We start from the raw sequence: 24,939 nt of genomic DNA, 5'->3' as shown, positions 1-24,939 counted from the left end.
CCGCAACCTATGGACGCCCTGGTCAGCCGCCATCGGCCCTGGGACCGGTTCTGCCTAGGTCGGAGGGCCTACGCCCACCTACTACTCCGCCGCGCCCACCCCGTGTCGGGCCGCGTACAGCGCCGCCTGCGTGCGGTCGGTGACCCGCAGCTTGGTGAGGATGCTGCTCATGTGGGTCTTCACCGTCTTCTCGGCGACGAACAGCGCCTCGGCGATCTGCCGGTTCGACATGCCCTGGCCGAGCCGTGCCAGCACGTCGCGCTCCCGGGGCGTCAGCTCGGCGAGGCGGTCGTCGTCGGCGGCCCGGGCCGACGTCGCCCGGTCGAGCACCCGGGTCGCCACCGCCGGCCCCAGCACGCTGCCGCCCTGGTGCACGGTGCGGATGGCGGCCTCGAGGTCGGACGGGTCGACGTCCTTCAGCAGGTAGCCGGCGGCTCCGGCCCGTAGAGCCGGGAGCACCTTCTCGTCGCCGACGAAGCTGGTGAGCACCAGCAGCCGGGGAGGCTCCGGCAGCTCGGCCACCCGGCCGATCGCCTCGATGCCGCCGCCGGGCATCATCAGGTCGACGAGCACCACGTCGGGCGCCAGGTCCTGCACGGCGGCGACGACCTCGTCGGCCGACCCGGCCTCGCCCACCACGTCGATCCCCGGCCGGGACGACAGGAACGACCGCAGCCCCTCCCGCACCACCGGGTGGTCGTCGGCCACCACCACCCGGATCGCGGCGGCGTCGGGCCCGTCAGCCATGGGGCACCTCGGCGATCACGCGGGTGCCGGCGCCCGGCTGCGAGTCGATGGCCAGCTTCCCACCGACGGCTCGGGCCCGGTCGAACATCGAGGTGAGCCCGAGTCGCCGGCTGCGGATCGACTGCTCCGCCGGGTCGAAGCCGACGCCGTCGTCCTCCACGATCAGCCGCAGGATCGATCCGTCGGCGCCCAGGCGGACCGTCAGCATCGACGCCTCGGCGTGCCGGACGACGTTGGCCACCGCCTCCTGGACGATCCGGAACAGCTGGCGCTCGGTCTCCGGGGCCACCTCCTTGGCTGCCCCGTCCACGGTCAGGTCGACCGTCAGCTCGGTGGTGCGGGCCAGCAGGTCGAGCTGCTTGCGCAGGGCGCCGGTCAGCCCGTCGACGGCGAGGTCCGGCGGCCGCAGGTCGTAGATCAGGGCTCGCAGCTCGCCGAACGCGTCGTCCAGCAGCCGGCTGGCCCGCCCCAGCCGTTCCACGGCGGTGGCCACGTCGGGATCGACCTCGCCGTCGCCCAGCGCGTGGGCCGCGGTCTGCACGGCCAGCCGGGCGCCGAACAGCGTCTGGGTCAGGGCGTCGTGCAGCTCGCGGGCGATGCGGTCGCGCTCGCCGGCGACGCTCAGCTCGCGGCTCTCCTCGTAGAGCCGCGAGTGCTCCACGAGCACCGCGGCGTGGGGGGCGAACACGCTCACCAGTTGCTCGTCGGTCTCGTCGAAGGCCGGCGCCCCCACCTTGTCGGTCAGGTAGAAGGCGCCGATCACGTCGCCCCGCAGCAGGATCGGGTAACCGAGGAACGACCGCATGTCGGGGTGCCGTGACGGCCACCACCCCCGGAATCGGGGGTCCTGCCGGATGTCGGCGGTGCGATACGGGGCCGGCTGGGTGAGCATGGCGTCGAGCAGCCCGTGGGAGCGGGGGAGCGGACCGAGCGCGGAGACCAGCTCGTCGTCCATCCCGTCGGTGATGAAGCGGGAGAAGCCGCCCTCGCCGTCGGGCACCCCCAGCGCGGCGTAGCGGGCGCCGACCAGGTCGCGCGCCCCGCACACCAGCCGCTTGAGCACCGCATCCATCGCCAGGTCGGTGGTCGCCCCGACGAGGGCGTCGCTCACCGCCGCCAGCGCCCGCAGGCGCACGGACTCGTCGGGGACCACCTCACGCAGCTCGGACATGCTGCCCCGAGGGTACCTACGCCTTGCGGCTCGGCAGTTCGACCCGGGCGAACACCGCCATCAGGCCTGCCAGCAGCACGCCGGGGCCGACGACCCACAGCGGGCGGGTGAGCCACCACGCCGCCGTGGCCTGGTCGCCGAGCGTGAAGCCGATTGCCTCGTACAGGAACAGGAAGCCGACCAGGGCGGTCATGTGCCAGCAGAACACGGTCATCGCCACGGCGTTGGCCGAGACGACCGCCTTCCACACCCGGCGCCGCTGCAGCCAGACCCGCAGCCGAGGAGCGATCGCCAGGACCACGCCCAGCTGGAACACACCCAGCGCCGCGATGCAGGCCGTCGTCGGCGACATGTTGCTGACGCCCTCGCCCCGCACCGCCACCATCGACCGGGAGTACGGCCCGAAGGTGGTCAGCGCCGCCAGCGCTCCGAGGCCCGCCAGCCACACCGGTGCCACCCGCCGACCCGACGGCCAGTCACGCCACACGTAGCCGAGCTGGTGGCAGAACACCCACACCAGCGCCGAGCCGACCAGGCCCGCCGCACCGACCCCGAAGCCCAGCCGGGCCACGTCGGCGAGGCCGATGCCCGCCGCCAGCGCCAGCAGGGTCGCCACCGGCCGCCAGGCATGGAGACGAGCGGTGAACGGCGCCAGCGCCACCACCCCGACGTACACGCCGAGGAACCACAGCGGCACGAACACCACCTTCCCCCAGTCGAGGACCGAGCGGCCGCCACCCGCCTGCCACGCCAGGTCGACCACGGCCCAGCAGGCCACGTACACGCCCACCGGCCGCAGCAGCCGGCCGAAGCGCTTGCCCCAGAACCGGCGAGTCGCCTCGCCGGCACCTGTGCGCCGCACCGCGTCCCAGGCCGCCAGGTTGGCGTAGCCGCCGACGACGAAGAACAGCGGCATCACCTGCAGCAGCCACGTCGCCGCCCACAGGCCGGGCACGTCGGCGATGGGGTTCGGCATCCGCAGCGACCCGCCGCGCCAGTGGGTGATCGAGAAGGTCCAGTGCCACAGCACCACCACGGCGATGCTGCACGCCCGCAGGAAGTCGACGACCCGGTCCCGCGAGGCCGGGGTGGCGTCGACCAAGGTGTCGACGTCGAGGGTTGTGGAAGCCATGCCGACGACTCTCCGCCAACCCGGCCCTCGGTCGTACCGGGCGCCGACCCCACCCCCTCGTGGGGAACCCCCAGGGCCGAGCACACGGCCGTGGCCGGCGAGGTGGGACTTCGCTCAGCCGGCGATGCGCCGGCGTCGCGGCCGTTCGTGGTGACCCTTCTCCACGAACTGGATGATCCGCGTCGCCACGTCGATGCCGCTGGTCTTCTCGATGCCCTCGAGCCCCGGCGAGCTGTTCACCTCGAGCACGACCGGGCCGTGGGTGGAGCGCACGACGTCGACACCGCACACGTTGAGGCCCATGGTCTTGGCCGCCCGGGCGGCGATCGACCGCTCCTCCGGCGTGAGCTTCACCTTCTCGGCCGAGCCGCCCCGGTGCAGGTTCGAGCGGAACTCGCCGGCCTGGCCCTGCCGCTTCACTGCGGCCACTACCCGACCGCCCACCACGAAGGCGCGGATGTCGGCGCCCCGCGCCTCCTTGATGTACTCCTGCACGAGGATGTTCGCCTTCAGCTGGCGGAAGGCCACGATCACCGACTCGGCGGCCTTCTTCGTCTCGGCCAGCACCACGCCGATGCCCTGCGTGCCCTCGGTGAGCTTCACCACTACCGGCGGCCCGCCCACGGTCTCCAGCAGCCCGTCGATGTCCTTGGTCGAGTGGGCGAAGCCGGTGACCGGCAGCCCGATGCCGTTGCGGGCCAGCAGCTGCAGCGCCCGGAGCTTGTCGCGCGCCCGGCTGATCGCCTGCGACTCGTTGGCCGTGAACACGCCCATCATCTCGAACTGCCGCACCACGGCCGTGCCGTAGAAGGTGTGCGACGCCCCGATGCGCGGGATCACCGCGTCGATGTCGGTCAGCTCCTCGCCCTGGAAGATCACGGTCGGACGGTGCGCCGTGATGTTCATGTAGCAGCGCAGGTAGTCGATGACCTTGACTTCGTGCTCGCGCGCCTCAGCCGCCTCCCGCAGGCGGGAGGTTGAGTACAAGCTCGGGTTGCGCGAGAGGATGGCGATCTTCACGGGAGTGACGGTGCCGTGTCGGCGGCGTGACTGTACTTCCACCGGCCACGAACGAACGGTTCGGGTCGACCATGAACCTGCGGCGTATGGCCGACCGGCCCAGCAGCATGCGAAAGCCCATTTCATCACGCCGTGTCAAGGTCAGGTCGATGCGGAAGCGCCGGCCTGCGAGCGACAGCCCGGTGCGCACGACCGGCCGCCGTTCCACGTCGCCGTTGCTGGAGCGAACGTCGCGCGCGTCGACCAGCGGAGCCTCCACGCGCATGCCGAAGACCTCGTCGTTCTCCAACGGGTGCAGCACGAAGCGCAGGCGCGGTGGTGAGCTGCCGGGGACCACTTCGATGTCCCAGGCGTGCAGCGACGAAGAGCGTGCGCCGGTGTCGACCTTGGCCTTCACCGCCACGCCACCGAGATCCGGGAACGCCACCCACTCTCGCCAGCCAATCACCGTCGGAACGGTCATCAATCCGAAACACTAACCAGGTAACACAGCAAAACTGCGCATTCTGTGTGCTGTCTTGCACGCGGGATGTACCGGTCGGGGCGCCGCCATTACGCTGGCCGGCCTATGGACGACTCGGGATCAGGTTTGCTCGGAGGCCCCGACTTCTTTGCCTGGATCGTGCTGGCGCTGGGCGGCGCCATGTGTGTCGGCAGTGTGATGGCGCTGGTCAGGCCGCCCGAGAATCCCAAGGACGGCGACCTGACCCAAGCGCCGGTCGCCCGCAGCATCGCCATGGCCGTGCTCGGTGGGCTGGCCTCGATCTGGGCGCTGGCGACGCTGCTGACGAGCTGACCGATGACGCCGGGTCAGGCCGGGAGCGCGACCCGCTCGAGGCGCAGGCCCAGCGACTCCAGCGTCTCGAAGGGCTGGTTGTAGCCCCGCTCGAGGTGGTGGATGCCGTGGAGCAGCGACGGGCCGTCGGCCACCGCAGCGGCGATCACCGACGAGAAGCCGGCCCGCACGTCGGGGATGGTGACCTCGGCGCCGTGCAGCTTCGACACGCCCCGCACGACGGCCGAGTGGACCGCCGACGAGTCGTGGAAGCGGCAGGCCGGGCCGCCCAGGCAGGTGTCGAACAGCTCGATCTCGGCGTCCATCGCCTTGAGGGCTTCGACGTAGCCGAGCCGGTCCTCGTAGACGGTCTCGTGGATGACCGACATGCCCTCGGCCTGGGTCATGAGCACGATGAGGGGCGGCTGCCAGTCGGTCATGAACCCGGGGTGGGTGTCGGTCTGCACCGCCGCCGGTCGGAGGCCGTGATCTGCTCGGGCCGAGATCCAGTCGTCGGTGATCTCGAACGTGGCGCCCATGCCCTGCAGGGTGTTGATGGCGGTGACCATCCGGTCCTGGGCGCAGCCGGCGACCCGGACCTGCCCGCCGGTCATGAGGCCGGCCACGAGGTACGAGAAGGCCTCCAGGCGGTCGCCCTCGAGGCGGGTCGACGCACCGCCGAGGCGCTCGACGCCCTCGACGACGATGCGCCGGTCGGGGCTGAAGCCGATGCGAGCGCCCATCCGCTGGAGGAACAGGGCCAGCTCGGTGACCTCGGGCTCGATGGCGGCGTTGCGCAGCACGGTGCGGCCCTCGGCCAGCACGGCGGTGAGCAGCACGCTCTCGGTGGCGCCGACGCTGGGGTAGGGCAGCGTGATGCGGGCGCCCCGCAGCTGCTCGGCCCGGGCGACGATGCCGTCGGAGCCGACCTCGATGTCGGCGCCCATGGCCTGCAGCGCGGCGATGTGGAAGTCGACCGGGCGCTGGCCGATGCGGTCGCCGCCGACGAGGGGCACGAACGCCTCGTGGTTGCGGTGCAGCAGCGGGCCCAGCAGCAGGATGGGGATGCGGTTGAGGCCGGTGAACTCGAGCGGCACGTGCGCGCCGGGCGTGGTGGTGGGCTCGATCGTGATCCGGTCACCCTCGATGCCGACGCCCACACCCAGTGAGGTGAGGATGTCGGCGGTGATGCCCACGTCACCGACGTCGGGCACGTTGGTGATGGTGCTGGGCGCCGTGCCGAGCATGGCCGCCACCATGTGCTTGGTCACGGCGTTCTTCGACCCCGCGACCTCGACCTCACCGACGAGCGGCCCGTTCGGCTCGATCTGCCAGGCGAGCTCGGCCGCGTGCGCGTTCATGGGGACCGACACTACTGGTGGCGGGGCGGGGGTCTTGTCCACCTCTCAGCGTTTCCACGCCCCGTGGCGGCCCAACCCCCGGTCAGCGGCCGCGGAGGAGTTTGACCTGGCTGACGGCCTGGATGCGGTCCTCGGCGAGGCGGTTGGCGGCGTCGGACGGGGTGGTCCGCTCGGCGTCGGCCCGGGCGAACACGTCGAGCAGCGTCGCGTGGATGCCGGTGATCCGCTCGTAGGCGCGGTCCCGGACGTAGCCGTGGGGCTCCTCGGCGATGTTGATGACCCCGCCGGCGTTGGCGACGAAGTCCGGCGCGTAGAGCACGCGCCGCTCGGCCAGTCGCACGGCGTCGGCCTCGGTGTCCAGCTGGTTGTTGGCCGACCCGCACACGGCGGCGCAGCCCAGCTCCGGGATCGAGTGCCGGTTGAGCACCGCGCCCAGCGCGCACGGCGAGAAGATGTCGCAGCCGACGGTGTGGGCCGCCTCGGGCGCGACCACCAGGGCGCCGTGGCGTTCGGCGGTCAGGCTGGCGCGCCCGCTGTCGACGTCGGCCACCGTGAGCTTGGCGCCCTCGTCGGCCAGGTGCCCGGCCAGCGCCGCTCCCACCTTGCCCACCCCGGAGATGCACACGTGGCGGCCGGCCAGCGACGACGACCCCCAGAGTCGTTCCGCCACCGCCCGCATGGCCCACATGACGCCCCAGGCCGTCGCGGGCGAGGGGTCGCCCGACCCGCCCAACGACTCGCTCACCCCGGTGACGTACGGAGTCTCGCGGCGGATCAGGTCCATGTCGGCCTGGGTGGTGCCCACGTCCTCGGCGGTGAGGTAGCGACCGGCCAGGCCGTCGACGAACCGTCCGTAGGCCCGCAGCAGGGCCTCGCTGCGCAGCGCCGTCGGGTCGCCGAGGATGACGGCCTTGCCGCCGCCGAGGTCGTTGCCGCAGGCGGCGTGCTTGTAGGTCATCCCGCGGGCCAGCCGGCACACGTCGACCAGGGCCTCGCGCTCGCTGGCGAAGGGGTAGAAGCGGGTGCCGCCGAGTGCCGGGCCGAGCGCGGTGGAGTGGATCGCGATGATCGCCCGCAGCCCGCTCGCCGGGTGGTTGCAGAACACCACCTGCTCGCATCCGCCGGCCTCGACAACCTCGAACACCGTGTCGCCTGGCATCACTTGTGGACAGTACGACGTCAAACCCGGTTTCGGCGGTCTGCGTGGTGAGGGATACTTACCCTCCGTGACGACCACCCCGACAGCTGCCTACTCCATCCGCCTGAAGGTGCGCCTCGACAACCGCCCCGGATCGCTCGGCCTCCTGGCCACCGCGATCGGCGATGTCGGCGCCAACATCACGGCGATCGGCGGCTTCGACGTACGGGGTCCGGCGCTCGAGGAAGACCTGGTCGTCAACTGTCGCAACGAGGCGCACATCGCCGAGGTGCGGGCCGCGGTCGAGGGTCTTCCGGGGTGCGAGGTGCTGGAGCTGCTCGACCGCACCTACCTGATGCACGACGGCGGCAAGATCGAGGTGCTGGCCCGGATGCCGGTGGCCGACCGCGACGACCTGTCGATGGCCTACACGCCCGGCGTCGCTCGTGTCTGCCAGACGATCGCCGACGACCCCGCCCGCGTCCACGACCTCACCATCAAGAAGAACACGGTGGCCATCGTCACCGACGGCACCGCGGTGCTGGGGCTCGGCGACATCGGCCCCGAGGCCGCGATGCCGGTCATGGAGGGCAAGGCGCTGCTGTTCAAGCACTTCGCCGGCGTCGACGGCTTCCCCATCTGCCTCGACGTCAACACGCCCGACGAGATCGTCGAGACCGTGGTGCGGCTGGCGCCGGTGTTCGGGGGCATCAACCTCGAGGACATCGCCGCCCCCGAGTGCTTCGAGATCGAGGAGCGCCTCAACGACCTGCTCGACATCCCGGTGTTCCACGACGACCAGCACGGCACCGCGGTGGTGACCCTGGCGGCGCTGGAGAACGCCCTGAAGATCACCGGCAAGAAGATGGACGAGCTGTCGGTGGTGATCGCGGGCGTCGGCGCCGCGGGCGTGGCGATCAGCAAGATCCTCATGCAGGCAGGCGTCACCCGGCTGGTGGGCGTCGATCGCAAGGGCGCCATCTGGGAGGGCCGCGACGACCTCAACGTCGCCAAGCTGTGGTTCGCCGAGCACACCAACCCGGAGCGCCGCGAGGGCACGCTGGGCGAGGTGCTGCCCGGGGCCGACGTGTTCATCGGTGTGTCCGGGCCCGGCATCATCACGGCGTCCGACCTGCGGCGCATGGCGCCCGACCCGATCGTGTTCGCGATGGCGAACCCCACGCCGGAGATCACGCCGGAGGAGGCCGACGGGCTGGCGAAGATCATCGCCACCGGTCGCAGCGACTACCCCAACCAGATCAACAACGTTCTGGCGTTCCCGGGCATCTTCCGGGGGGCGCTCGACGTCGCCGCCACCTCGATCACCGAGAACATGAAGCTGGCGGCGGCCGGTGCCATCGCCGAGTGCGTCACCGACGAGCTGGCGCCGGACCACATCGTCCCGTCGGTGTTCGACCCGCACGTGGCGCCCAAGGTGGCCGCGGCGGTGGCGCAGGCGGCGATCGACGACGGCGTGGTGCGCCTGCACCGCCCGCCGCAGCCGTAGTCGCTCAGCGAGCCCTCAGCGGTTGGCGCTCAGCGCTCAGAACCAGGGTTCCGGATCGCCGTCCTGGGGACCGGGCGTCGGCCACTCGGGGCGGGGCGCTCGTCGTCTCGGCCGGGGTCGCAATGCCGGTGCTCGCGGTGCCTGCGGTGCGGGCAGTGGCGGCACCGGCTGGGGGTCGGCCCAACGGTCGACGGCGTAGGGGTCGTGCGGGTCGTGGTCGTCGATGTGGCCGTGCGCGTGTCCGTGGCCGTCGTCGGGGACGTCGTCGGTGCGGCTGAGGATGGTGGCGGCGAGGAACGTGGTGAGCGGCACCGACACCACCAGCCCGATCGACCCGACCAGCATCCGCACGACCTCGACGGCGACCAGCTCGCCGGTGAGCAGGCGGCCGACGGGCTGGTTGCCCTGGGCGAAGAACAGCAGGAGCGGCAGCGAGGCGCCGGCGTAGGCGAGCACCAGCGTGTTGACCGCCGAGGCGACGTGGTCGCGGCCCACGCGGTTGGCCTCGCCGTAGAGCGCCCGGGTTCCCATCTGGGGGTTGGCGCGGCGCAGGGCGGCCACCGTCGACACCTGCGACACGGTGACGTCGTCGAGCACGCCGAGCGCGCCGATGACGATGCCCGCGAGCAGCAACCCCCGCAGGTCGAGGGCTTGGGCGGTGATGCTGAGGGTCTGGGCCTCCTCGCTGGCCAGGCCGGAGAGCTGCGCCGCCGAGGCCACCACCACGGCCAGCAGCGCCGTGAGGGCCAGGCTGGCCAGTGTGCCGGCCAGGGCGATGGAGCTGGTGACGCCGACGCCGTGGGCCAGGTAGATGGCGAGGAAGGCGACGGCCGCGCTGCCGACCAGCGCCACCATGAGGGCCGGTGAGTCGCGCAGCAGGGCGGGCACCACGAACGTGACCAGCACGGCGAGGCTCAGGCCCAGCCCGGCCAGCGCCCGGATCCCCTGCAGGCGGCCGAACGCCAGCACCACCACCACGAACGCCGCCACCAGCCACAGCAGCGGGGTGGACCGTTGGTAGTCGGCGAAGGCGTACCGGAACTCGGCGGGGCTGTCGGGGAAGTAGCGAAGGACGATGCGGTCGCCGGTCTCGAGGTCGGGCACCTCGGTCTGCGTCGGCCGGACCGAGAACTGCACCTGCTCGCCCCCGGAGACCCTGACGTCGTAGGTGACGCAGTCCGTGGCTCCGTCCACCTCGATGTCGGTGCACGTGGAGCCGGGCGTCGTGGTGACGATGGTGCCGTCCACGTAGTCCTGCGGCTGCGGTCCGACGTCGGGTGCGTCGCCCCGGGGCCACAGCACGACGAGGCCGATGAGCGTGAGGGCACCGACGATCGCCATCGCGATGCCGATCCAGGTCTTGGCGTCGGCGGGCGGTCGCTCGACGGTGGGACGCATGCCGGCCCGAGGTTAGAACAGCTACCGTCGTCGCCATGTGCGCAGCGTGCGTCGCCCAGGGGATCACCTACGTCGGCGGTGCCCTCACCACCCTCCAGGTGATGGCCGCCCGCGCAAAATCGAAGCGCCTCCACCTCCACAGCGCCGAGAGCGCCGGCTCCACCCCGACGTCGGAACCCGCAGCCCCGTAGACGAAAGATGACCAGGGCGGTGGACCCTGGTCATCTGAGTGGTCGGGACCGGCGTCGAGCCGGTGAGTTCCCCGTTGGCCGCGCACTGCGAGATCCGGGGCTAGCAGGTCGCTAGCAGCCCGCTAGCAGGCACCGCGCAGACTCCACCCCGTCATCGTCCATGTCGGGCTCTGCCTGTCTCCTGGTGTCAACCTGTGAAAGGAAGCCATGCACAAGATGAAGCGCCTTGCTGCAGTCCTCGGTGTCGCCGTTGCAGCCAGCATCACGTCGATCGACGTCGGTGGGCCCGCTCAGGCAAGTGAAGTGTCCGCGGTGGTCGACGACGCCGCGGCGACGTCCGGCGATGTGGAAGCCCAGGCATGTGGCTTCGTCGGGGGCGAGACCTACCGCCACTGCGGCAACACCCATGTCCTGATCGACGCCCGGAACATCTGGGGAACCACCTACCGGAACATCTGCGTCGGGCCTGGGGACACGCATCTGGGCCACCTGTCCACCTGGGTGATCCAGTACGCGTGGTACATCGGCAAGCTCTGCTAGCCCGGGTTTTCCGCCCGAAATGAAAGATGACCAGGGCGGTGGACCCTGGTCATCTGGTGGTCGGGACCGGCGTCGATCCGGTGACCTTCCGCTTTCAGGCTCCGGACTTTGGGCTGATGAGGGACCATGGGAACCGGCCGCGTGCGGCGAACGTGCAACTTCATGCGCCATCCCGGCGTGTTTGGGAGGTGTGGTGGTCGGTGTCGTCGACGTCCTTAAGTAACTCATGAACAGCCGCGTCACGCTCGCGAACTGCAGCTTGAGTCGCAGCGCTGTATTCGCGGTAATAGCGACGAAGGCGATCGAACTTCCGGGCTAGCGCCCACCATGGAAGCTTCTCCATCGACTGGTATCTGTCTATCAGAGTCTGGCCAGTGACTCGGACCTGCCGTCTGGTGTCTCGGCGCAGTCGACGATAAGTCGAAAACCATCGAACGAAGCGGCGAGTGTCGGGGTCCTCTTGCCTTGTGAAGGCGATTGCGTACGAGATGTCAAGCATTCCCATGAACAGCAATACTGAACTGAAAATGACTACGAGCACGAGCCACAGGTCTAGACCTGTGGCTCGCCACGCTACCCATGTCACATGACCAGCGATGATTACCGCCGCGATGGTTATGCTGAGAAGGTAGACCGTCCCGATCCCCTCACCGACTCGGGCTATACGCCCAGTTCGGCTACCCAGGCTCAGAAGGTTGATGCCCGAATAGGAAAATCCCACCTCATCGGGACTTGATTCCGTTACCCCAAGCAGGTTAAGTACCTGGGCCTTGCGATAGCCAAGACTACCGGCGACGACGCTGGCACGCCATGCGTGCGAGACGAACCAGCAGTATGCGATAACGGCGACTCGGATAAGTAGGCCAATATTGGCAATCCTCATTCCGAGGATGTCTAACTCCTGAACCTGAGAGCGGCTGGCCAGCTCTACAAAGCCAACCACGACTACGGCAAACAAGAGATGTCGTTCAGCTCGTCGGTGGCTGTCCTGTTGGTTCTCGTAGATAAATTGAAGATAGGTGTAGGCTCGATCTCGGTTTAGTTGAAGCCCGAACGAGCCCGTAGATGAGGGATCGCTTAGAAGCTTGACCAGCTCGCGGCGCCACGGACCGATCTTGATGGCTGTCACTGGTGCCAACCTTAGGCCTGCGTAGCTTCCTCGCTGTTCAGGCTATGTCGGGCGTGCCCGCGCCTGGCAGGCGTGCTGATGAGGGGCGCCTTGAGCAAGGCCTGACAGGGGGGCGGCGATTTCGGCGTCGCGGCCTTCGATGGTGTGGAGGTAGCGGCGGGCGGCGGCTTCGGAGGCGTGGCCGAGGCGGAGCATGAGGTCTCGGATGGTGGCGCCGGTCGTGGAAGGTGAAGCCGCGGTGGCGATGCACCGGCGTCGCCAGGAGACCATCTACTTCCTTCGACCGAGGCCGCTTCCTCGTCATGCCGCGGTTCTCGTGCGGGCGAGATGCCCGGGCGTTGCGAACGTGCTGCGAAACGCCTGACAGCGGGGCGACTCTTGAAGTTGTGACGTCGAACCAGTCAGACCCCCGGAAGGGGAGAGGCGGCCGCGTGGCTCATTTCCGCAAGGCGCTCGGGATGTCACAGCGGGTGCTGGCGGCGGCGATGGGACGTTCGGAGAGTTAGGTGTCGCAGGTTGAGTGCAACATTCAGCCGCTCGGCCCTTAAGTGCCTAAGACGAACCGTGCCTGTTCAACACGTAGCATCTGGAAGGGTGTAATGCACTTAACGCCCATGCCGATGCAAGCATCTGGGATCTTCAGCTTCCTTATGGACGGCGAAGGAACCTCATGAGTCACCACGGTATGGCCGCTCGCATGCGCCTGCGCCACAAGGTAGTAGTCGGCGGCTTGAAGGAAGATGCTCACAGCAGCCGGCTCGTACCCAGCTCCGTTTGCCCAGGTGCTTACTGCGCGAAGGCTGGCAAGGTCTTGTGTGCTCGGTGCAACAAAGAATCCAGACAACCGATTCTTGGCCCACGTCGCCAGATCGTCGCCTCCCGCTACTAGCTCGTCCTTGACCTTCTCGATGCTGAACACGTCGTGCTTGGCGAACTGGTCGTCGATCCAGTCCCAGAAGCCAGGGCAAAAGTCGAAGCCATAGTGAAGGTTCTTCGCCTGGATGAAGACATCCGTATCGAGGAGATACGCCATCAACGGACTCCCAGGCGGCTCGCCAGCTCGTTGAATGTCGAGAGCTTCCGGAACCCCAGCATTTCGAACGCGTCCGTGTAGAGCGTCCGCCCGGCGAGGGTGCTACTGACGAGGGCTCGGGTAAAACGTTTACTGAGGCGGACGGGCTGAGTGTTGTAGAAGTCCCCTCCACTGGCTTCGCGCCCTGTCATGAGTTCCAGGACTCTCGCCAGCTCCGCCTGGTAGGCCTTGCGGTAGGAATCCCACTTCAGGAATCCCCCCTCGTAGAGGCGCCGTAGTATCACAAGGGTGCTGACCTTGAACCACTTGGCGAGGCGGTCGAGTTCTGGAGTCAGCTCGGTGTTCGGGTTGTATAGCCGAGAGACGGTCTCGATTGGCACGAGAAACTCCGCCGCTACTCGGTTGCACCACTGTTCGATGTTCTGGGGTGCCTCGCCTAGTACATCTGCATCAGAAAGCGCGGTCTCGCCAATCCAGATGTGAGCTAATTCGTGAGCCAACGTAAAGGTCTGCGCTGCCTTGGTGTCCGCTCCGTTCACGAACACCAGAGGAGCGAGCGGATCGACGAGTGCGAAGCCACGAAACTCCTCGGGATCGAGCTTGCGACGTGTGTTACTGCCGACGATCCCGCTCACCATTACGAGGATTCCATGCTCCTCTGCCTCTTCAGCTAGCAGGCGGAAAGCACCGGAGAAAGTAGATCCGCGAGCACCGGGCTCGAAGGCCAGGACTTCCCGGAGCGCGGAAGCGGCAGCCACGATCGAGGTGGACACGGACAGCGACCCCACAAAGGGCAAAGCAATGTCTTGCTCGGCTTGAGCGAAAGACCTGTACCACTCTTGGCGCTGCTGGCACTGGTAGATCGTGTCCAGGAGGTCCGCGCTCGGTGCTTCCACACCCGCGTCACCGAACGCCCGGTAGTCGGGGATAGGCACCGCCTCGACGGGCGGCTGGTCCAGGAAGAGGAACCCCACCGGTGTGTGGGTGGCTTTCGCAAGTCCTTCGAGCTGCCTAAGCGTGGGCCTGGACTCGCCCCGTTCCCACTCGTCGAGCTTCGGGAACTTCCGGCGGAGGTCAGCAGGCTCTACACCGGACCGGTGGCGCGCCCACGTAATCAACCGCGGGTTGACCTCGACGCGCACCACCACGCCTTCATTGTGGCCGCATCGCGCTGCGTAGCGGTCGAATGGCGCTGTGGCTCACGCTGTCGCGCGGCGAACGTGCAACGAACGCCCGTCAGGAGGGGGCAATCCGTGGCCGCTGGGGGCAACGCCTGTCCGCACGGCAGATGGCCGAAAACTGGCGATGACCAGGCTTTTTGGCCTGGTCATCTGAGTGGTCGGGACCGGCGTCGATCCGGTGACCTTCCGCTTTTCAGGCGGACGCTCTGCCAACTGAGCTACCCGACCGTGCCGCTACCGCCCCGGAGGGCGGTAGCGGTGGTGGCGGTCCCGACGGGATTTGAACCCGCGACCTCCGGCTTGACAGGCCGGCGTGCACTCCAAACTGCACCACGGGACCACGATCTTGTTTTCTACGCACCCCCAACGGGATTCGAACCCGTGTCGCCACCTTGAAAGGGTGGTGTCCTAGGCCACTGGACGATGGGGGCCAGGTATCCCCCGCAGGAGCGAGGGCACACAGTAGCAAACCGTCCCACCGGCCCAAACCGGCTTCCACGCTCTAAGCTTCCCGCCCTATGACGCGGGCCGGTAGTCGGGTGGGGATCGTCCTCTGTGCAGCGGTCGTCGCCGTCGCCGGCTGCTCCCGGGGCGGAGGCGAGGAAGAGCTCTCCAAGACGGTCCCGCTGCCCGACGGGATCTCGCCCTGCGAAGAGGTGTTCGGGCCGGGCCTGGTGATCGACCCGATCACGTTCGGCGAGGCCTGCAGCCGGGGCGAGGAGATGGTCGTCCCCCGGCCGGTGACGCTGACCTGCGCCGACCAGCGGGTGCTCGTCTGGAACGACTTCGCCTGGGGCTACGAGGGCCAGGAGATGACGATGCTGACGGCCGACACGTCCCAGGCGGAGCAGGACGCGCCCTTCAACGAGGCCGTGGAGTGCCTCAAGGACGCGGTCCCCGGACAGGCACCAGCCGACCCGGCCGCAGCCGCGAGCGGCTAGTTCGACGTGGCGGTGGGCGGCGGCAGGTCGTCGCCCAGGGCCTCGACCACCTGGTACAGCAGCACGCCCAGGTACTCGTACACGGCGTAGGGGAGCGCCAGGGGATCGTCGGCGTCGGGGACCACCGGGTCCTCGTCGACGTCGAGACGAGTCCCCAGCACCAGCCGCATCGAGTTGATGATGGTCATCCAGGCGCCCAGCTCCTCGGAGTCGAGGTCGCCACCCGTGAGCGTCCGTCGCACCACGGCGATCGCCTGCATCTTCCGCTCGAGGAGCTCGTCGCGGGTCAGCACCTGGTAGCCGGCGTCGCGCTCGGCGTCGTTGGCGTAGGCGGGCGGGAACAGCCGGCGCAGGTGGGGCTCGTCGGTGGAGCCCGACAGCTGGTCGTGGAGCTGGTCGACGAGCTCGGTCAGCAGCAGCTGCTCGTTCGACGGCAGCTTGATCCGGAACCGATCTGCCGCACGGCGCTTCACCCGCTTCACGACGACCGCCCTAGTCCTGCTGCATCGTGGCCCAGAGGGCGTGCTCGTGCAGCCGGAACACGTCGAGCTCGGCCTTCTCGCGGGGACCGCTCGACACCACGGCCCGGCCCTCGTAGTGCACCTGCAGCATCAGCTTCTCGGCCACCTCGCGGGGGTAGCCGAACAGCTTCTGGATCACGTAGGTCACGTAGGTCATGAGGTTGATCGGGTCGTTCCACACGATGACCACCCACGGGCGGTCGGGATCGACCTCCGTGTCTCCGACCGGTCTGTCCGCCTCGACCGGTGCAACCTCAAGCGGCAGTGAGCCGACGGTCGGCATCACCTCCATTGTCGCACGCGACGGCCGGCGAACACTCCTTTCTAGAAGGCGGCGTCGAGGTCGACGGTGCCGGTGATGCCGATCTGGTAGGAGGCGACGCCCCGTTCGAAGAAGTTGCTGAGGCTCTGGACGTCCTGCAGCTCCATGAACGAGAACGGGTTCTTGGTGCCGTACTGCTTGGCGATCCCGAGCACGGCCAGGCGCTGGTCGGCCACGTACTCGAGGTAGAGGCCGATGTCGCCGATCGAGAGGCCGGGGACGCCGTCGCCGATCATGTCGCGGGCGAACATGAGCTCGCACTCGATGGCCTCGGCGAGCATGTCGCGCACCGCGGCCTGCACGTCGTCGGTCCAGAGCTCGGGCTCCTCCTCCCGGATCGTGCGCACGACCTCGAAGGCGAAGTTCATGTGCATCGACTCGTCGCGGAACACCCAGTTCGTGCCGTCGGCCAGCCCCTTGAGCAGCCCCCGGTCGCGCAGGAAGTAGACGTACGAGAAGGCGGCGAAGAAGAACAGGCCCTCGACACAGGCGGCGAAGCAGATCAGGTGGAGCAGGAAGCGGCGCCGGTCCTGGATCGTCTTGAGCTCGCCGATCTCGTCCATCGAGCCCATCCACTTGAAGCAGAAATCGGCCTTGCGCTTGATCGACGGGATGTTCTCGACGGCGGCGAACGCGGCCTGGCGCTCGCGGGGGTCGGGGACGTAGTTGTCGAGGAGCGTCAGGTAGAACTGCACGTGGAGCATCTCCTCGTACAGCTGGCGCCCCAGGTACATGCGGGCCTCGGGTGAGTTGATGTGCTTGTAGAGGTGCAGCACCAGGTTGTTGCCGACGATCGAGTCGCCGGTGGCGAAGAAGGCCACGAGCCGTTTCACCAGGTGGTGCTGCTCGGGCGTGAGCCGGTCGCGCAGGTCGGAGAGGTCTGTGGAGAAGTCGACCTCTTCCACCGTCCACGTGTTGGCGATGGCGTCGCGGTACATCTCGTAGAACGCCGGGTAGCGCATCGGTCGCAGCGTCAGCGAGAACCCGGGGTCGAGGATGTTCTGGCGGGCCTCCATGCCAGGCAGGTGCTGCAGGCCCGCGGCGTTGTCCGGGTGGAACAGGGCGGAGGGTTCGATCGTGTCGGTCATCAGGTGCAGGCCTCGCAGGACTCGGGGTTCTCGAGGGAGCAGGCGATCTGCTCCGGCGACTTCACGACGGCAACCGGGTCGGCCAGCGCCACGGTCGCCTGGTTGATACGGGTACGGGGGCGGGACCGCAGGTAGTAGGTGGTCTTCAGGCCGGTCTTCCAGGCGTGGAAGTACATGGCCGAGAGCGAGTCGATCGTCGGAGACTCGGAGAACAGGTTCAGCGACTGCGACTGGTCGATGTAGGCGCCGCGGGCCGCGGCCAGGTCGATCAGCGACCGCATCGACAGCTCCCACGCTGTGCGGTACGTCCGGCGCACGTCCTCGGGGATCAGGGCGATGTCCTGGATCGAGCCCTCCGACCGCTTGATCGCGTCCCGCACCTCCGACGTCCACAGGCCCAACCGCTTGAGGTCGTCGGCCAGGTAGCGGTTGACCTGCAGGAACTCGCCCGACAGGGTCTCGCGCTTGAACAGGTTCGACAGCTGCGGCTCGATGCACTCGTAGCAGCCGGCGATGCTGGCGATCGTCGCCGTGGGGGCGATGGCCAGCAGGAGGCTGTTGCGCATCCCGCTCGACACCATCCGCTCCCGCAGTGCGTCCCACCGCTCGGGTTCGGTCGGCGCGACGCCCCACAGCTCGAACTGGAACGTGCCCTGCGCCGCCTTGGAGTCGGGGAAGGAGGCGTGGGCGCCCAGCTCCTCGGCCAGCTCGACCGACCGCTCGACCGCCGAGAAGTAGATCTCCTCGGCGATGCGGGTCGACATGTCGAGGGCCTCGGGGCTGTCGAAGGGCAGGCCGAGCTTGAAGAAGACGTCCTGGAGGCCCATCTGGCCGAGCCCGATCGGCCGCCACTTGGCGTTCGACGACTCGGCCTGGGGCGTCGGGTAGAAGTTCCGGTCGATGACCCGGTCGAGGTACGTGACGGCCGTGCGCACGATCTCGTGCAGGCGGGCGAAGTCGAACGCCGGGCGACCGTCGGCGTCGCGCCGGACCAGGGCCCCGACGTTGATCGACCCGAGGTTGCACACGGCGTGGGTGTCGGCGTCGGTGACCTCGATGATCTCGGTGCAGAGGTTGGAGAGGTGCACCACGTGGTCGGGCCGGTCGGAGCGGGTCTGGTTGGACTTGGCGTTGGAGGCGTCCTTGAACGTCATCCAGCCGTTGCCGGTCTCGCCCAGCGTGCGCAGCATCCGCTCGTAGAGCGCCCGGGCCGGCGTCGACCGCACGGCGAGGCCGGCGTCCTCGGCGGCCCGGTAGGCCTGTGCGAAGTCGTCGCCGTAGAGGTCGACGAGGTGGGGCACGACCTTGGGGTCGAACAGCGACCACGTGCCGTCGGCCTCGACCCGCCGCATGAACTCGTCGGGCACCCAGTTGGCGAAGTTGAGGTGGTGGGCGCGGCGCATCTCGTCGCCGGTGTTGTCGCGCAGCTCGAGGAAGTCCTCGACATCCGCGTGCCACGACTCGAGGTAGACGCAGGCCGCGCCCTTGCGCTTGCCGCCCTGGTTGACGGCCGAGACCGAGCTGTCGAGCGTCTTCAGCCAGGGCACGATGCCGTTGGACAGGCCGTTGGTGCCCTGGATGTGGCTACCGGTCGAGCGGATCCGCGACCACGACACCCCGATGCCGCCGGCGTGCTTCGACAGCTTGGCGATGTCGGCGTAGCGCTCGTAGATCGACGCCAGCTCGTCGGCCGGCGAGTCGAGCAGGTAGCAGCTCGACATCTGGCTGTGGTTCGTGCCGCTGTTGAACAGCGTCGGCGTGGACGGCAGGTACTCGAGGCTGCTGATCAGCCGGTAGAACGCGATCGCCTCCTTGGCCGTGTCGGCCAGCCCGCAGGCCACCCGCAGGAAGAAGTATTGCGGGGTCTCGGTGACGAGCCGCGACTCCGGGTCCTTGATCAGGTAGCGGTCGTAGACCGTGCGCAGCCCGAAGTACTCGAAGCCCCGGTCGCGCTCGGGTTCGACGGCCAGGTCGAGCTTGTAGGCGTTGGCCGCCACCAGCTCCGCGACCTGCTCGGCGATGATCCCGTTGGCCGCGCCGGCCTTGATCGACTGCGAGAACGAGTAGATGTTCTGCCCCATCACCTCCTTCTCGATGTAGCCGGCCAGCAGGCGGGCGGCGAAGCGGGAGTAGTCGGGCTCCTCCGCGGTCAGCGCCGCCGCCGTGGCGATCGACAGCTGGTCGAGCTCCGACGTCGTGATCCCCTCGTGCAGACCGCTGATCGTGCGCGTCGCCACCCGCATGACGTCGACGTTCAGCCCGTCGGCGCACCTGGCCACGGCTCGCACGATCTTCTCGACGTGTACCGGCTCCGTGCCGCCGTCCCGCTTGCGCACCGTCATCCCCGCGGGATTGTCGTCTCGGTCAGCCGTCGACCTCGGCGCGGTCGTCTCCATCGGTTCCATCCCTAGTGTCAGTCGGCGGGCAGCGGCAGGAGGGCGCGGTTCAGGAACGACCAAAACGCAAGATGTAGCGGTCTGAGGGAGACCTGCACCCAACATCTAGTGGCAACTACAACATTGTAACTACACCGGTGTCAACCGCCTGACGAGCCGCCCAGGACCCTCGGGCGGCCGCTATCGGTGCTAACGCCCGGGGCCCGCCCGCTCGGTCAGGTACCGCACCAGGAGGGCCTGACGGTCGTCGAACGGCCGCAGCGGACACGACGTGCAGGCGGCCGCCGCGATCAGATCGTGCCTGCCACCCGTCTCGCCGGGCGCCGGCTCGTGGCCCTTGTAGATCAGGCAGCACGTCCCCCGGGTGACGAAGGCGCCGGAGCCGGCGGCGCAGGTGACGTCGTGGCGCCGTGGGCGGGCACGCAGCCGGGGCTCCGGCCGCTCCCGGAGGGCCTCGATCAGCGCGTTCGCTTCGGACCAGGCCCGGTCGGGGTCGGCTCCGGTGTCACGCGCCCAGCGCAGGGCCACGTCGGCCAGGTGGTCGGCGAGGGTGCCCCAGATGCCCGCCAGCCCGAACGGGGCCCGTGACCGCACCGCGTCCGCCACATCAGCGAAGGTGGCGACGAGCCCCTCGGCGACGACGGCGTGCAGCGCGTCGGGGCCATCCACGACGACGGTGCCGGGCCGGCCGGCGTCGGCGTCGCCGGCCAGGACCGCGACGGTGAGCGCCGGCAGGCCGACAGCCTCGATGCGGGCGCCGCCGGCGAACGACAACCACAGGCCCTCGGGCGACAGGACCAGCGCGCGCCGCTCGGCCACCAGCGGCAGGACCGCCAGCTCGGCCAGCGACCCGGCGAGCCGGTAGGCGACGAGGGAGCCGGCCAGGTCCCTGTGGCCCTTCGCCGTGCCGGCCAGCTCGGCCGCCAACCAGGCATCCAGGCCGGTCGGGTCGGCCACCCGGTCGGCGAGCCGCACCCATCCCGGGCCGGACACGTCGGTCGTGAAGCGCCGCCACGACCGCGTCGAGGCGAGCCGGGCCAGCGTGGCGGCGCCCGGGCCGGCGGTCTCGATCTCGGCCGGTCGCGGGGCGGGGTCGGTCGGCATCGACCCCATCATCGGTCCGGCGAGCCGGGAGACCGCGGCACCTCTTTCAGTGCTAAGCCCGGCCAGCCCTCAACTCCGACGCACCGGCGACGCACGACCACCTGCCCGACGGCAGTGACACAAGCCGACCTGGCTGCCGGCGCACGCCGTTAGCACCAAATGGTGGTCGTTGGCGCCGGAGCGTGGCGCTGTGAGGATCCGTGCGCCTGCGCTCCGGGATCCGAGGAGCGCCTGAGCTGGGAGGCACGTCACGGACACGATCGCCGCTCCGGCGGACGCGTATGGCGACGCCCCGCCCGCGAGCCGGGCGCCGAACGAGGGGCGGGGCCGGGCCGCCGGCGCGGCCGCCGCGCTGGTCGTGGTCCTGGTCGGGGTGGCGACGCTGGCGGTGTCGATCGGGTCGGTCCGCCTACCGGCCGGCGACGTGTGGGCGGTCGTGGGCGAGCGCCTCGGCCTGCCGGTCGAGGGACCGGGAGGGTCGACCGAGACGATCGTCTGGGTGGTGCGCGTCCCCCGGGTGCTGCTCGCCGCGTTGGTGGGGGCGGGCCTGGCGGTGGTCGGGGCCGCGCTGCAGGCGGCGGTGCGGAACCCGATCGCGGACCCGTACCTGCTGGGCATCTCGTCGGGAGCCTCGGTGGGGGCCGTGGCGGTCATCGCCTTCGGGGCGGGCGCCGGCCTGGGGGTTTGGGCACTGTCGGGCGCTGCGTTCGTCGGGGCGCTGACGGCCACCGGGGTCGTGGTGGTGTTGGCGACCCGGCGGGCGGTGACGCCGCTGCGGATCGTGCTGACCGGCACGGCGGTGGCCTACACGGCGTCGGCGATCTCGAGCTTCCTGATCTACCGCGCTCCCCGCGCGGACGCCGTGCGGTCGGTCGTGTTCTGGCTGCTGGGCAGCCTGTCGGGGGCGAGCTGGGCCAAGCTCGTCCCGGCGGCGCTGGCCGTCGTGACGGGCACGGTCGTGCTGTGGGCGCATGGCCGGCACCTCAACGCCCTGCTGGCGGGCGACGACACCGCCGCGGCGCTGGGCGTCGACGTGGCCCGGCTGCGGCGCTGGCTGGTGGTGCTCACGTCCCTGGTGACGGCGACGGTCGTGGCGGTCAGCGGCGCCATCGGGTTCGTGGGGCTGCTGCTGCCCCACGGAGCCCGGTTCCTGGTCGGCCACGACCACCGCCGGTCGATCCCGGTGACGGCCCTGCTGGGGGCCACGTTCCTGGTGGCGGTCGACCTGGTGGCCCGCACGGTGGCGTCGCCGGAGGAGATCCCGGTGGGGATCATCACGGCCGGCCTGGGGGCGCCGTTCTTCCTGTGGGCGCTCAACCGGCGCACCCACGACGGGGTGGCGGCCCGGTGAGGCTGGCCGCCGACGGCGTCGGGTTCCGCATCGACGGCCACGTCCTGCTGACCGGCGTGGCGCTGGACGTGCCGAGCGGCTCGGTCGTCGGCCTGGTGGGACCGAACGGGTCGGGCAAGTCGACCCTGCTGCGCCTCCTCTACCGGGCCCTGGCCCCCCAGGACGGCACCGCCTGGCTCGGGGCCGGACTGCTGTGGGACCTGCCGCCCCGGCACGCCGCCCGGGTGCTGGCCGCCGTACCCCAGGAGCAGCCGAGCGAGTTCGACCTGACCGTCGAGGAGCTGGTCCGGCTCGGGCGCCTGCCGCACCAGCGGATGCTGGCCGGCGACGGTCCCGGCGACCGCCGCATCGTCGCGGAGTCCCTGGCCGCCACCGGCCTCGCCGGCCTCGGGCACCGCAGCCTCGCCCAGCTGTCGGGAGGTGAGCGCCAGCGGGCCGTGGTGGCCCGGGCGCTGGCCCAGCGGCCCGAGGTCCTGCTGCTGGACGAGCCCACCAACCACCTCGACGTCCGCTACCAGCACGAGGTGCTGGGCCTGGTGCGCCGGCTGGGCCTGACCACGCTGGTCGCGCTGCACGACCTGAACCTGGCCGCGGCCTACTGCGACGCCGTGGTCGTCCTGCGTGCCGGTGCGGTCCTGACCGCCGGCCCGGTCGACGAGGTGCTGACGCCCGCCACCGTGGAGACCGCCTTCGGGGTGGCTGCCACCGTCGTGGCCCACCCGGTGACCGGCCGGCCCCAGCTGCTGTTCCATTCCCTCCCCGAGGAGACACCGTGACCCCGACCACCCGGACCGTCGCCGCCCTGGCGGCCGCCCTGCTCCTCGCCACCGCCGCCTGCGGAGGCGACGACGACACGGCCGGCGGAGGCTCCGACACCGGCGACGCCGAAGGGGCCGGGAGCTTCCCGGTCACGGTCGAGAACTGCGGCACCGAGACCACCTACGCCGCGCCTCCCGAGCAGGCCGTGGTCATCTACCAGCACACCACCGAGATCATGCTGGCCCTCGGCCTCGAGGACCGGATGGTGGGCACCGCCTACATGGACTCGGCCATCCGCGACGACCTGGTCGACGCCTACGAGACCGTCCCCGAGCTGGCCAAGGAGTCACCGTCGCGCGAGCAGGTCCTGGCCGCCGAGCCCGACATCGTCGTCGCCGGCTGGCCCTCCGCCTTCGAAGACGACTCGGCCGGCAGCCGGGAGTCCCTCGCCGAGCTCGGCATCGACACCTACCTCAGCACCGGCTCCTGCCCCGACTTCGCCGAGGACCCCTCGCTCGACCTCGTCCGTGAGGACATCGCCGAGCTCGGCGCCATCTTCGGCGTCCCCGACCGGGCCGAGGACCTGATCGCCACCATCGAAGAACCCATCGCCGAGGTCGAGGCGTCGCTGGACGGCGTCGAGCCGGTCGACGTGTTCGTCTACGACTCGGGCACCGACCAGGCCTACACGACCGGCGGCCGCGAGAACACGACCGCGCTCGTCGAGCTGGCCGGCGGCCGCAACGTCTTCGCCGACGTGGACGACGACTGGGTCGAGGTCAGCTGGGAGGACGTCGTGGCCCGCGAACCGGACGTCGTGTTGGTCCTCGACTACGGCGACGAGACCGTCGAGCAGAAGGAGGACTTCCTGCGCTCGCATCCCGTCGCCTCCACCCTCCAGGCGGTGCAGGACGAGCGCTACGTCGTCGTCGAGCTGACCGACGTCGTCCCGGGCATCCGCAACGGCGACGTCGTCACGGCCATGGCCGACGGTTTCCGGCGGGCGGCGCGCTGACGGTCGGCAGCCAGGCGCTCGATCGCGGCGACGACCTCGTCACCATCCGCCGCCCACACGGTGACGCCCAGCAGGCCTGCGACCTCCGGGCTGCGGACCGCCTGGCCACCGATCAACACCGGCACACCCGGGGCGTCGGCGCGCACCCGGGCGACCGCGGCGCGGGCGGCGTCGAGGTGCGCCACGGTGGTGACGCCGATGCCGACCGCGATCGGCCGCTCGGCCCGCCGGGCGGCCAGGCCGAAGGCCTCCGGCGGGACATCGGCGCCCAGCTCGACGACCGTGAACCCGGCCAGGCGCACCAGGTCGGACACCACCGCGATGGGCAGCGCGTGTCGCTCGCCCGTCGGTGCACCCAGCACGACGGTCCCCCGTGACCGTCCCCGCCGCCGGAACCGGGCACCGAGGCGGGCACCTACCCGCTGCGCGGTCGCCGTGGCCACGTACTGGTCGGCGACGGCCAATCGGCCCGAGGCGATGCCCTCCCCGATACCGGCCATCGCCGCGCTGATCAGCTCCAGGTAGCACCACTGGGGCGAGTACCCGCTCGCCAAGGCCTGGCTGACCACGGTCCAGCCGCCCACCTCGTCGCCGGCGAGCAGACGGTCACGGAACCGGCCGAGCCAGTCCACCGGACCTCTGGCGCCGGCGCCGGGGTCGCAGTCGTCGGTGACCCCGCAGTCGGGCGCGCGTCGTTCGACCTGACTCGCCAGCGACTCGACGTCGGCCGGGTCGACCATCCACACGTTGCCCTCCCGCACCGCCGGCAGCCGTCCCTGGCGGACGTAGCGGTACGCGGTCATGTAGTGGACACCGAGCGCCCGGGCGACCTGCTTCAAGTTGAGCCGGTCGGCGGCGCGTTCCTCGGGTACCTGGTCACGAGTGACCATCTAGGGGAGCCGGACGGGTCGCTTCGTCGGGTCGACGTGGGTCTCTGCCTCTGCCCGCGGGTCCGAGGTGGTCGCACCCGCTTCGGGCTCGCTGAGGCCCAACCGCACCGAGACGACGGCGATCCACACCAGCGCCGCGCCCAGCACGTGGATGCCCACGAGCACCGCCGGCACGCCCGAGAAGTACTGGGCGTAGCCCACCGTCCCCTGGGCCACGATCACGCCGACC

At 70.0% G+C, this 24,939-nt stretch carries 26 protein-coding genes and 3 tRNA genes; 8 read left to right on the top strand and 21 right to left on the bottom strand.

The window, feature by feature from the left end; translation table 11 throughout:
• Positions 1–81 precede the first annotated feature (81 nt).
• From VK611_14440 to VK611_14420, 5 genes are all read right to left on the bottom strand, one after another.
• Positions 82–747, bottom strand: coding sequence for a response regulator transcription factor (locus VK611_14440; GenBank protein ID HMG42532.1), 666 nt, complete (start codon positions 745–747; stop codon positions 82–84).
• Positions 740–1,918, bottom strand: a complete 1,179-nt coding sequence (locus VK611_14435) for a GAF domain-containing sensor histidine kinase (GenBank protein ID HMG42531.1) — start codon at positions 1,916–1,918, stop codon at positions 740–742. The genes VK611_14440 and VK611_14435 overlap by 8 nt, the downstream gene beginning before the upstream one ends.
• Before the next feature lie 16 nt (positions 1,919–1,934).
• Positions 1,935–3,050, bottom strand: coding sequence for an acyltransferase (locus VK611_14430; protein ID HMG42530.1), 1,116 nt, complete (start codon positions 3,048–3,050; stop codon positions 1,935–1,937).
• Between the two features lie 114 nt (positions 3,051–3,164).
• Positions 3,165–4,070, bottom strand: a complete 906-nt coding sequence (gene rimK / locus VK611_14425) for a 30S ribosomal protein S6--L-glutamate ligase (GenBank protein HMG42529.1) — start codon at positions 4,068–4,070, stop codon at positions 3,165–3,167.
• A complete protein-coding gene (locus VK611_14420; protein ID HMG42528.1) occupies positions 4,003–4,533 on the bottom strand; it encodes a RimK/LysX family protein in 531 nt (176 codons plus the stop codon). Before VK611_14420 ends, rimK begins: the two co-directional genes overlap by 68 nt.
• A gap of 105 nt (positions 4,534–4,638) precedes the next feature.
• Here VK611_14420 and VK611_14415 point away from each other — a divergent pair, with 105 nt between their 5' ends.
• Positions 4,639–4,866, top strand: coding sequence for a hypothetical protein (locus VK611_14415; protein HMG42527.1), 228 nt, complete (start codon positions 4,639–4,641; stop codon positions 4,864–4,866).
• A gap of 14 nt (positions 4,867–4,880) precedes the next feature.
• On the opposite strand, the gene murA is transcribed toward VK611_14415, so the two are convergent.
• Together murA and VK611_14405 are read right to left on the bottom strand one after the other, a co-directional pair.
• Positions 4,881–6,206 (bottom strand): UDP-N-acetylglucosamine 1-carboxyvinyltransferase, encoded by a 1,326-nt coding sequence (gene murA / locus VK611_14410; protein ID HMG42526.1) that lies wholly within the window; start codon positions 6,204–6,206, stop codon positions 4,881–4,883.
• 82 nt (positions 6,207–6,288) lie between these two features.
• Positions 6,289–7,365, bottom strand: coding sequence for a Glu/Leu/Phe/Val dehydrogenase dimerization domain-containing protein (locus VK611_14405; protein HMG42525.1), 1,077 nt, complete (start codon positions 7,363–7,365; stop codon positions 6,289–6,291).
• Positions 7,366–7,432: 67 nt separating this feature from the next.
• Here VK611_14405 and VK611_14400 point away from each other — a divergent pair, with 67 nt between their 5' ends.
• Positions 7,433–8,851: an NAD-dependent malic enzyme gene (locus tag VK611_14400; protein HMG42524.1), complete on the top strand. Its 1,419-nt coding sequence runs from the start codon at positions 7,433–7,435 to the stop codon at positions 8,849–8,851.
• 36 nt (positions 8,852–8,887) lie between these two features.
• Here VK611_14400 and VK611_14395 read toward each other — a convergent pair whose 3' ends face one another.
• A complete protein-coding gene (locus VK611_14395) occupies positions 8,888–10,249 on the bottom strand; it encodes a YibE/F family protein (GenBank protein ID HMG42523.1) in 1,362 nt (453 codons plus the stop codon).
• Between the two features lie 35 nt (positions 10,250–10,284).
• On the opposite strand from VK611_14395, the gene VK611_14390 reads away from it, so the two are divergent.
• Both VK611_14390 and VK611_14385 read left to right on the top strand, forming a co-directional pair.
• Entirely contained in the window at positions 10,285–10,440 is a 156-nt protein-coding gene (locus VK611_14390) for a hypothetical protein (GenBank protein ID HMG42522.1), read from the top strand.
• Positions 10,441–10,647: 207 nt separating this feature from the next.
• Positions 10,648–10,980 (top strand): DUF6355 family natural product biosynthesis protein, encoded by a 333-nt coding sequence (locus VK611_14385; protein ID HMG42521.1) that lies wholly within the window; start codon positions 10,648–10,650, stop codon positions 10,978–10,980.
• 160 nt (positions 10,981–11,140) lie between these two features.
• On the opposite strand, the gene VK611_14380 is transcribed toward VK611_14385, so the two are convergent.
• From VK611_14380 to VK611_14355, 6 genes are all read right to left on the bottom strand, one after another.
• The gene (locus VK611_14380; protein ID HMG42520.1) at positions 11,141–12,109 is read right to left on the bottom strand and encodes a hypothetical protein; all 969 of its coding nucleotides are present in this window, start codon (positions 12,107–12,109) and stop codon (positions 11,141–11,143) included.
• Between the two features lie 544 nt (positions 12,110–12,653).
• On the bottom strand, positions 12,654–13,142 hold the full coding sequence (locus tag VK611_14375) for a DUF4411 family protein (protein HMG42519.1): 489 nt from the start codon (positions 13,140–13,142) through the stop codon (positions 12,654–12,656).
• Complete coding sequence (locus tag VK611_14370; GenBank protein HMG42518.1) at positions 13,142–14,290, bottom strand: ImmA/IrrE family metallo-endopeptidase; 1,149 nt, start codon at positions 14,288–14,290, stop codon at positions 13,142–13,144. The genes VK611_14375 and VK611_14370 overlap by 1 nt, the downstream gene beginning before the upstream one ends.
• A 188-nt stretch (positions 14,291–14,478) precedes the next feature.
• A tRNA-Phe gene (locus VK611_14365) sits at positions 14,479–14,551 on the bottom strand.
• 34 nt (positions 14,552–14,585) lie between these two features.
• Positions 14,586–14,663: transfer RNA gene (locus VK611_14360), tRNA-Asp, on the bottom strand.
• An 18-nt stretch (positions 14,664–14,681) separates the two neighbouring features.
• Positions 14,682–14,754, bottom strand: a tRNA-Glu gene (locus tag VK611_14355).
• An 87-nt stretch (positions 14,755–14,841) separates the two neighbouring features.
• Between VK611_14355 and VK611_14350 the strand changes: the two genes are divergently transcribed.
• A complete protein-coding gene (locus tag VK611_14350; GenBank protein HMG42517.1) occupies positions 14,842–15,264 on the top strand; it encodes a hypothetical protein in 423 nt (140 codons plus the stop codon).
• On the opposite strand, the gene VK611_14345 is transcribed toward VK611_14350, so the two are convergent.
• From VK611_14345 to VK611_14325, 5 genes are all read right to left on the bottom strand, one after another.
• The gene (locus VK611_14345) at positions 15,261–15,746 is read right to left on the bottom strand and encodes a DUF2017 family protein (protein ID HMG42516.1); all 486 of its coding nucleotides are present in this window, start codon (positions 15,744–15,746) and stop codon (positions 15,261–15,263) included. The two genes, VK611_14350 and VK611_14345, sit on opposite strands and share 4 nt — an antisense overlap.
• A gap of 10 nt (positions 15,747–15,756) precedes the next feature.
• Positions 15,757–16,068, bottom strand: coding sequence for an ATP-dependent Clp protease adapter ClpS (gene clpS, locus VK611_14340; protein ID HMG42515.1), 312 nt, complete (start codon positions 16,066–16,068; stop codon positions 15,757–15,759).
• Between the two features lie 41 nt (positions 16,069–16,109).
• A complete protein-coding gene (locus VK611_14335) occupies positions 16,110–17,195 on the bottom strand; it encodes a ribonucleotide-diphosphate reductase subunit beta (GenBank protein HMG42514.1) in 1,086 nt (361 codons plus the stop codon).
• Positions 17,195–19,537 carry a ribonucleoside-diphosphate reductase subunit alpha gene (locus VK611_14330; GenBank protein ID HMG42513.1) on the bottom strand — a complete coding sequence of 781 codons (2,343 nt, stop codon included), beginning with the start codon at positions 19,535–19,537 and terminating at the stop codon, positions 17,195–17,197. Before VK611_14330 ends, VK611_14335 begins: the two co-directional genes overlap by 1 nt.
• A gap of 243 nt (positions 19,538–19,780) precedes the next feature.
• Positions 19,781–20,695, bottom strand: a complete 915-nt coding sequence (locus VK611_14325) for a hypothetical protein (protein HMG42512.1) — start codon at positions 20,693–20,695, stop codon at positions 19,781–19,783.
• 358 nt (positions 20,696–21,053) lie between these two features.
• On the opposite strand from VK611_14325, the gene VK611_14320 reads away from it, so the two are divergent.
• Genes VK611_14320 through VK611_14310 form a run of 3 tightly spaced genes read left to right on the top strand, consistent with a single transcriptional unit; the run spans position 21,054 to position 23,820 of the window.
• Complete coding sequence (locus VK611_14320; GenBank protein ID HMG42511.1) at positions 21,054–22,046, top strand: iron ABC transporter permease; 993 nt, start codon at positions 21,054–21,056, stop codon at positions 22,044–22,046.
• A complete protein-coding gene (locus tag VK611_14315) occupies positions 22,043–22,822 on the top strand; it encodes an ABC transporter ATP-binding protein (protein ID HMG42510.1) in 780 nt (259 codons plus the stop codon). Before VK611_14320 ends, VK611_14315 begins: the two co-directional genes overlap by 4 nt.
• Positions 22,819–23,820: an ABC transporter substrate-binding protein gene (locus VK611_14310; GenBank protein HMG42509.1), complete on the top strand. Its 1,002-nt coding sequence runs from the start codon at positions 22,819–22,821 to the stop codon at positions 23,818–23,820. The genes VK611_14315 and VK611_14310 overlap by 4 nt, the downstream gene beginning before the upstream one ends.
• On the opposite strand, the gene VK611_14305 is transcribed toward VK611_14310, so the two are convergent.
• On the bottom strand, positions 23,724–24,710 hold the full coding sequence (locus VK611_14305; protein HMG42508.1) for a helix-turn-helix domain-containing protein: 987 nt from the start codon (positions 24,708–24,710) through the stop codon (positions 23,724–23,726). The genes VK611_14310 and VK611_14305 overlap by 97 nt on opposite strands.
• A partial coding sequence (locus VK611_14300) for a hypothetical protein (protein ID HMG42507.1) occupies positions 24,711–24,939 on the bottom strand: 229 nt, incomplete at its 5' end.

Source organism: Acidimicrobiales bacterium, from assembly GCA_035316325.1.
Classification (GTDB): Bacteria; Actinomycetota; Acidimicrobiia; order Acidimicrobiales; family VFJN01; genus DASXTK01.
The sequence above is the reverse complement of the archived record's forward strand: the minus strand, read 5'-3'. Positions and strand labels throughout refer to the sequence as shown.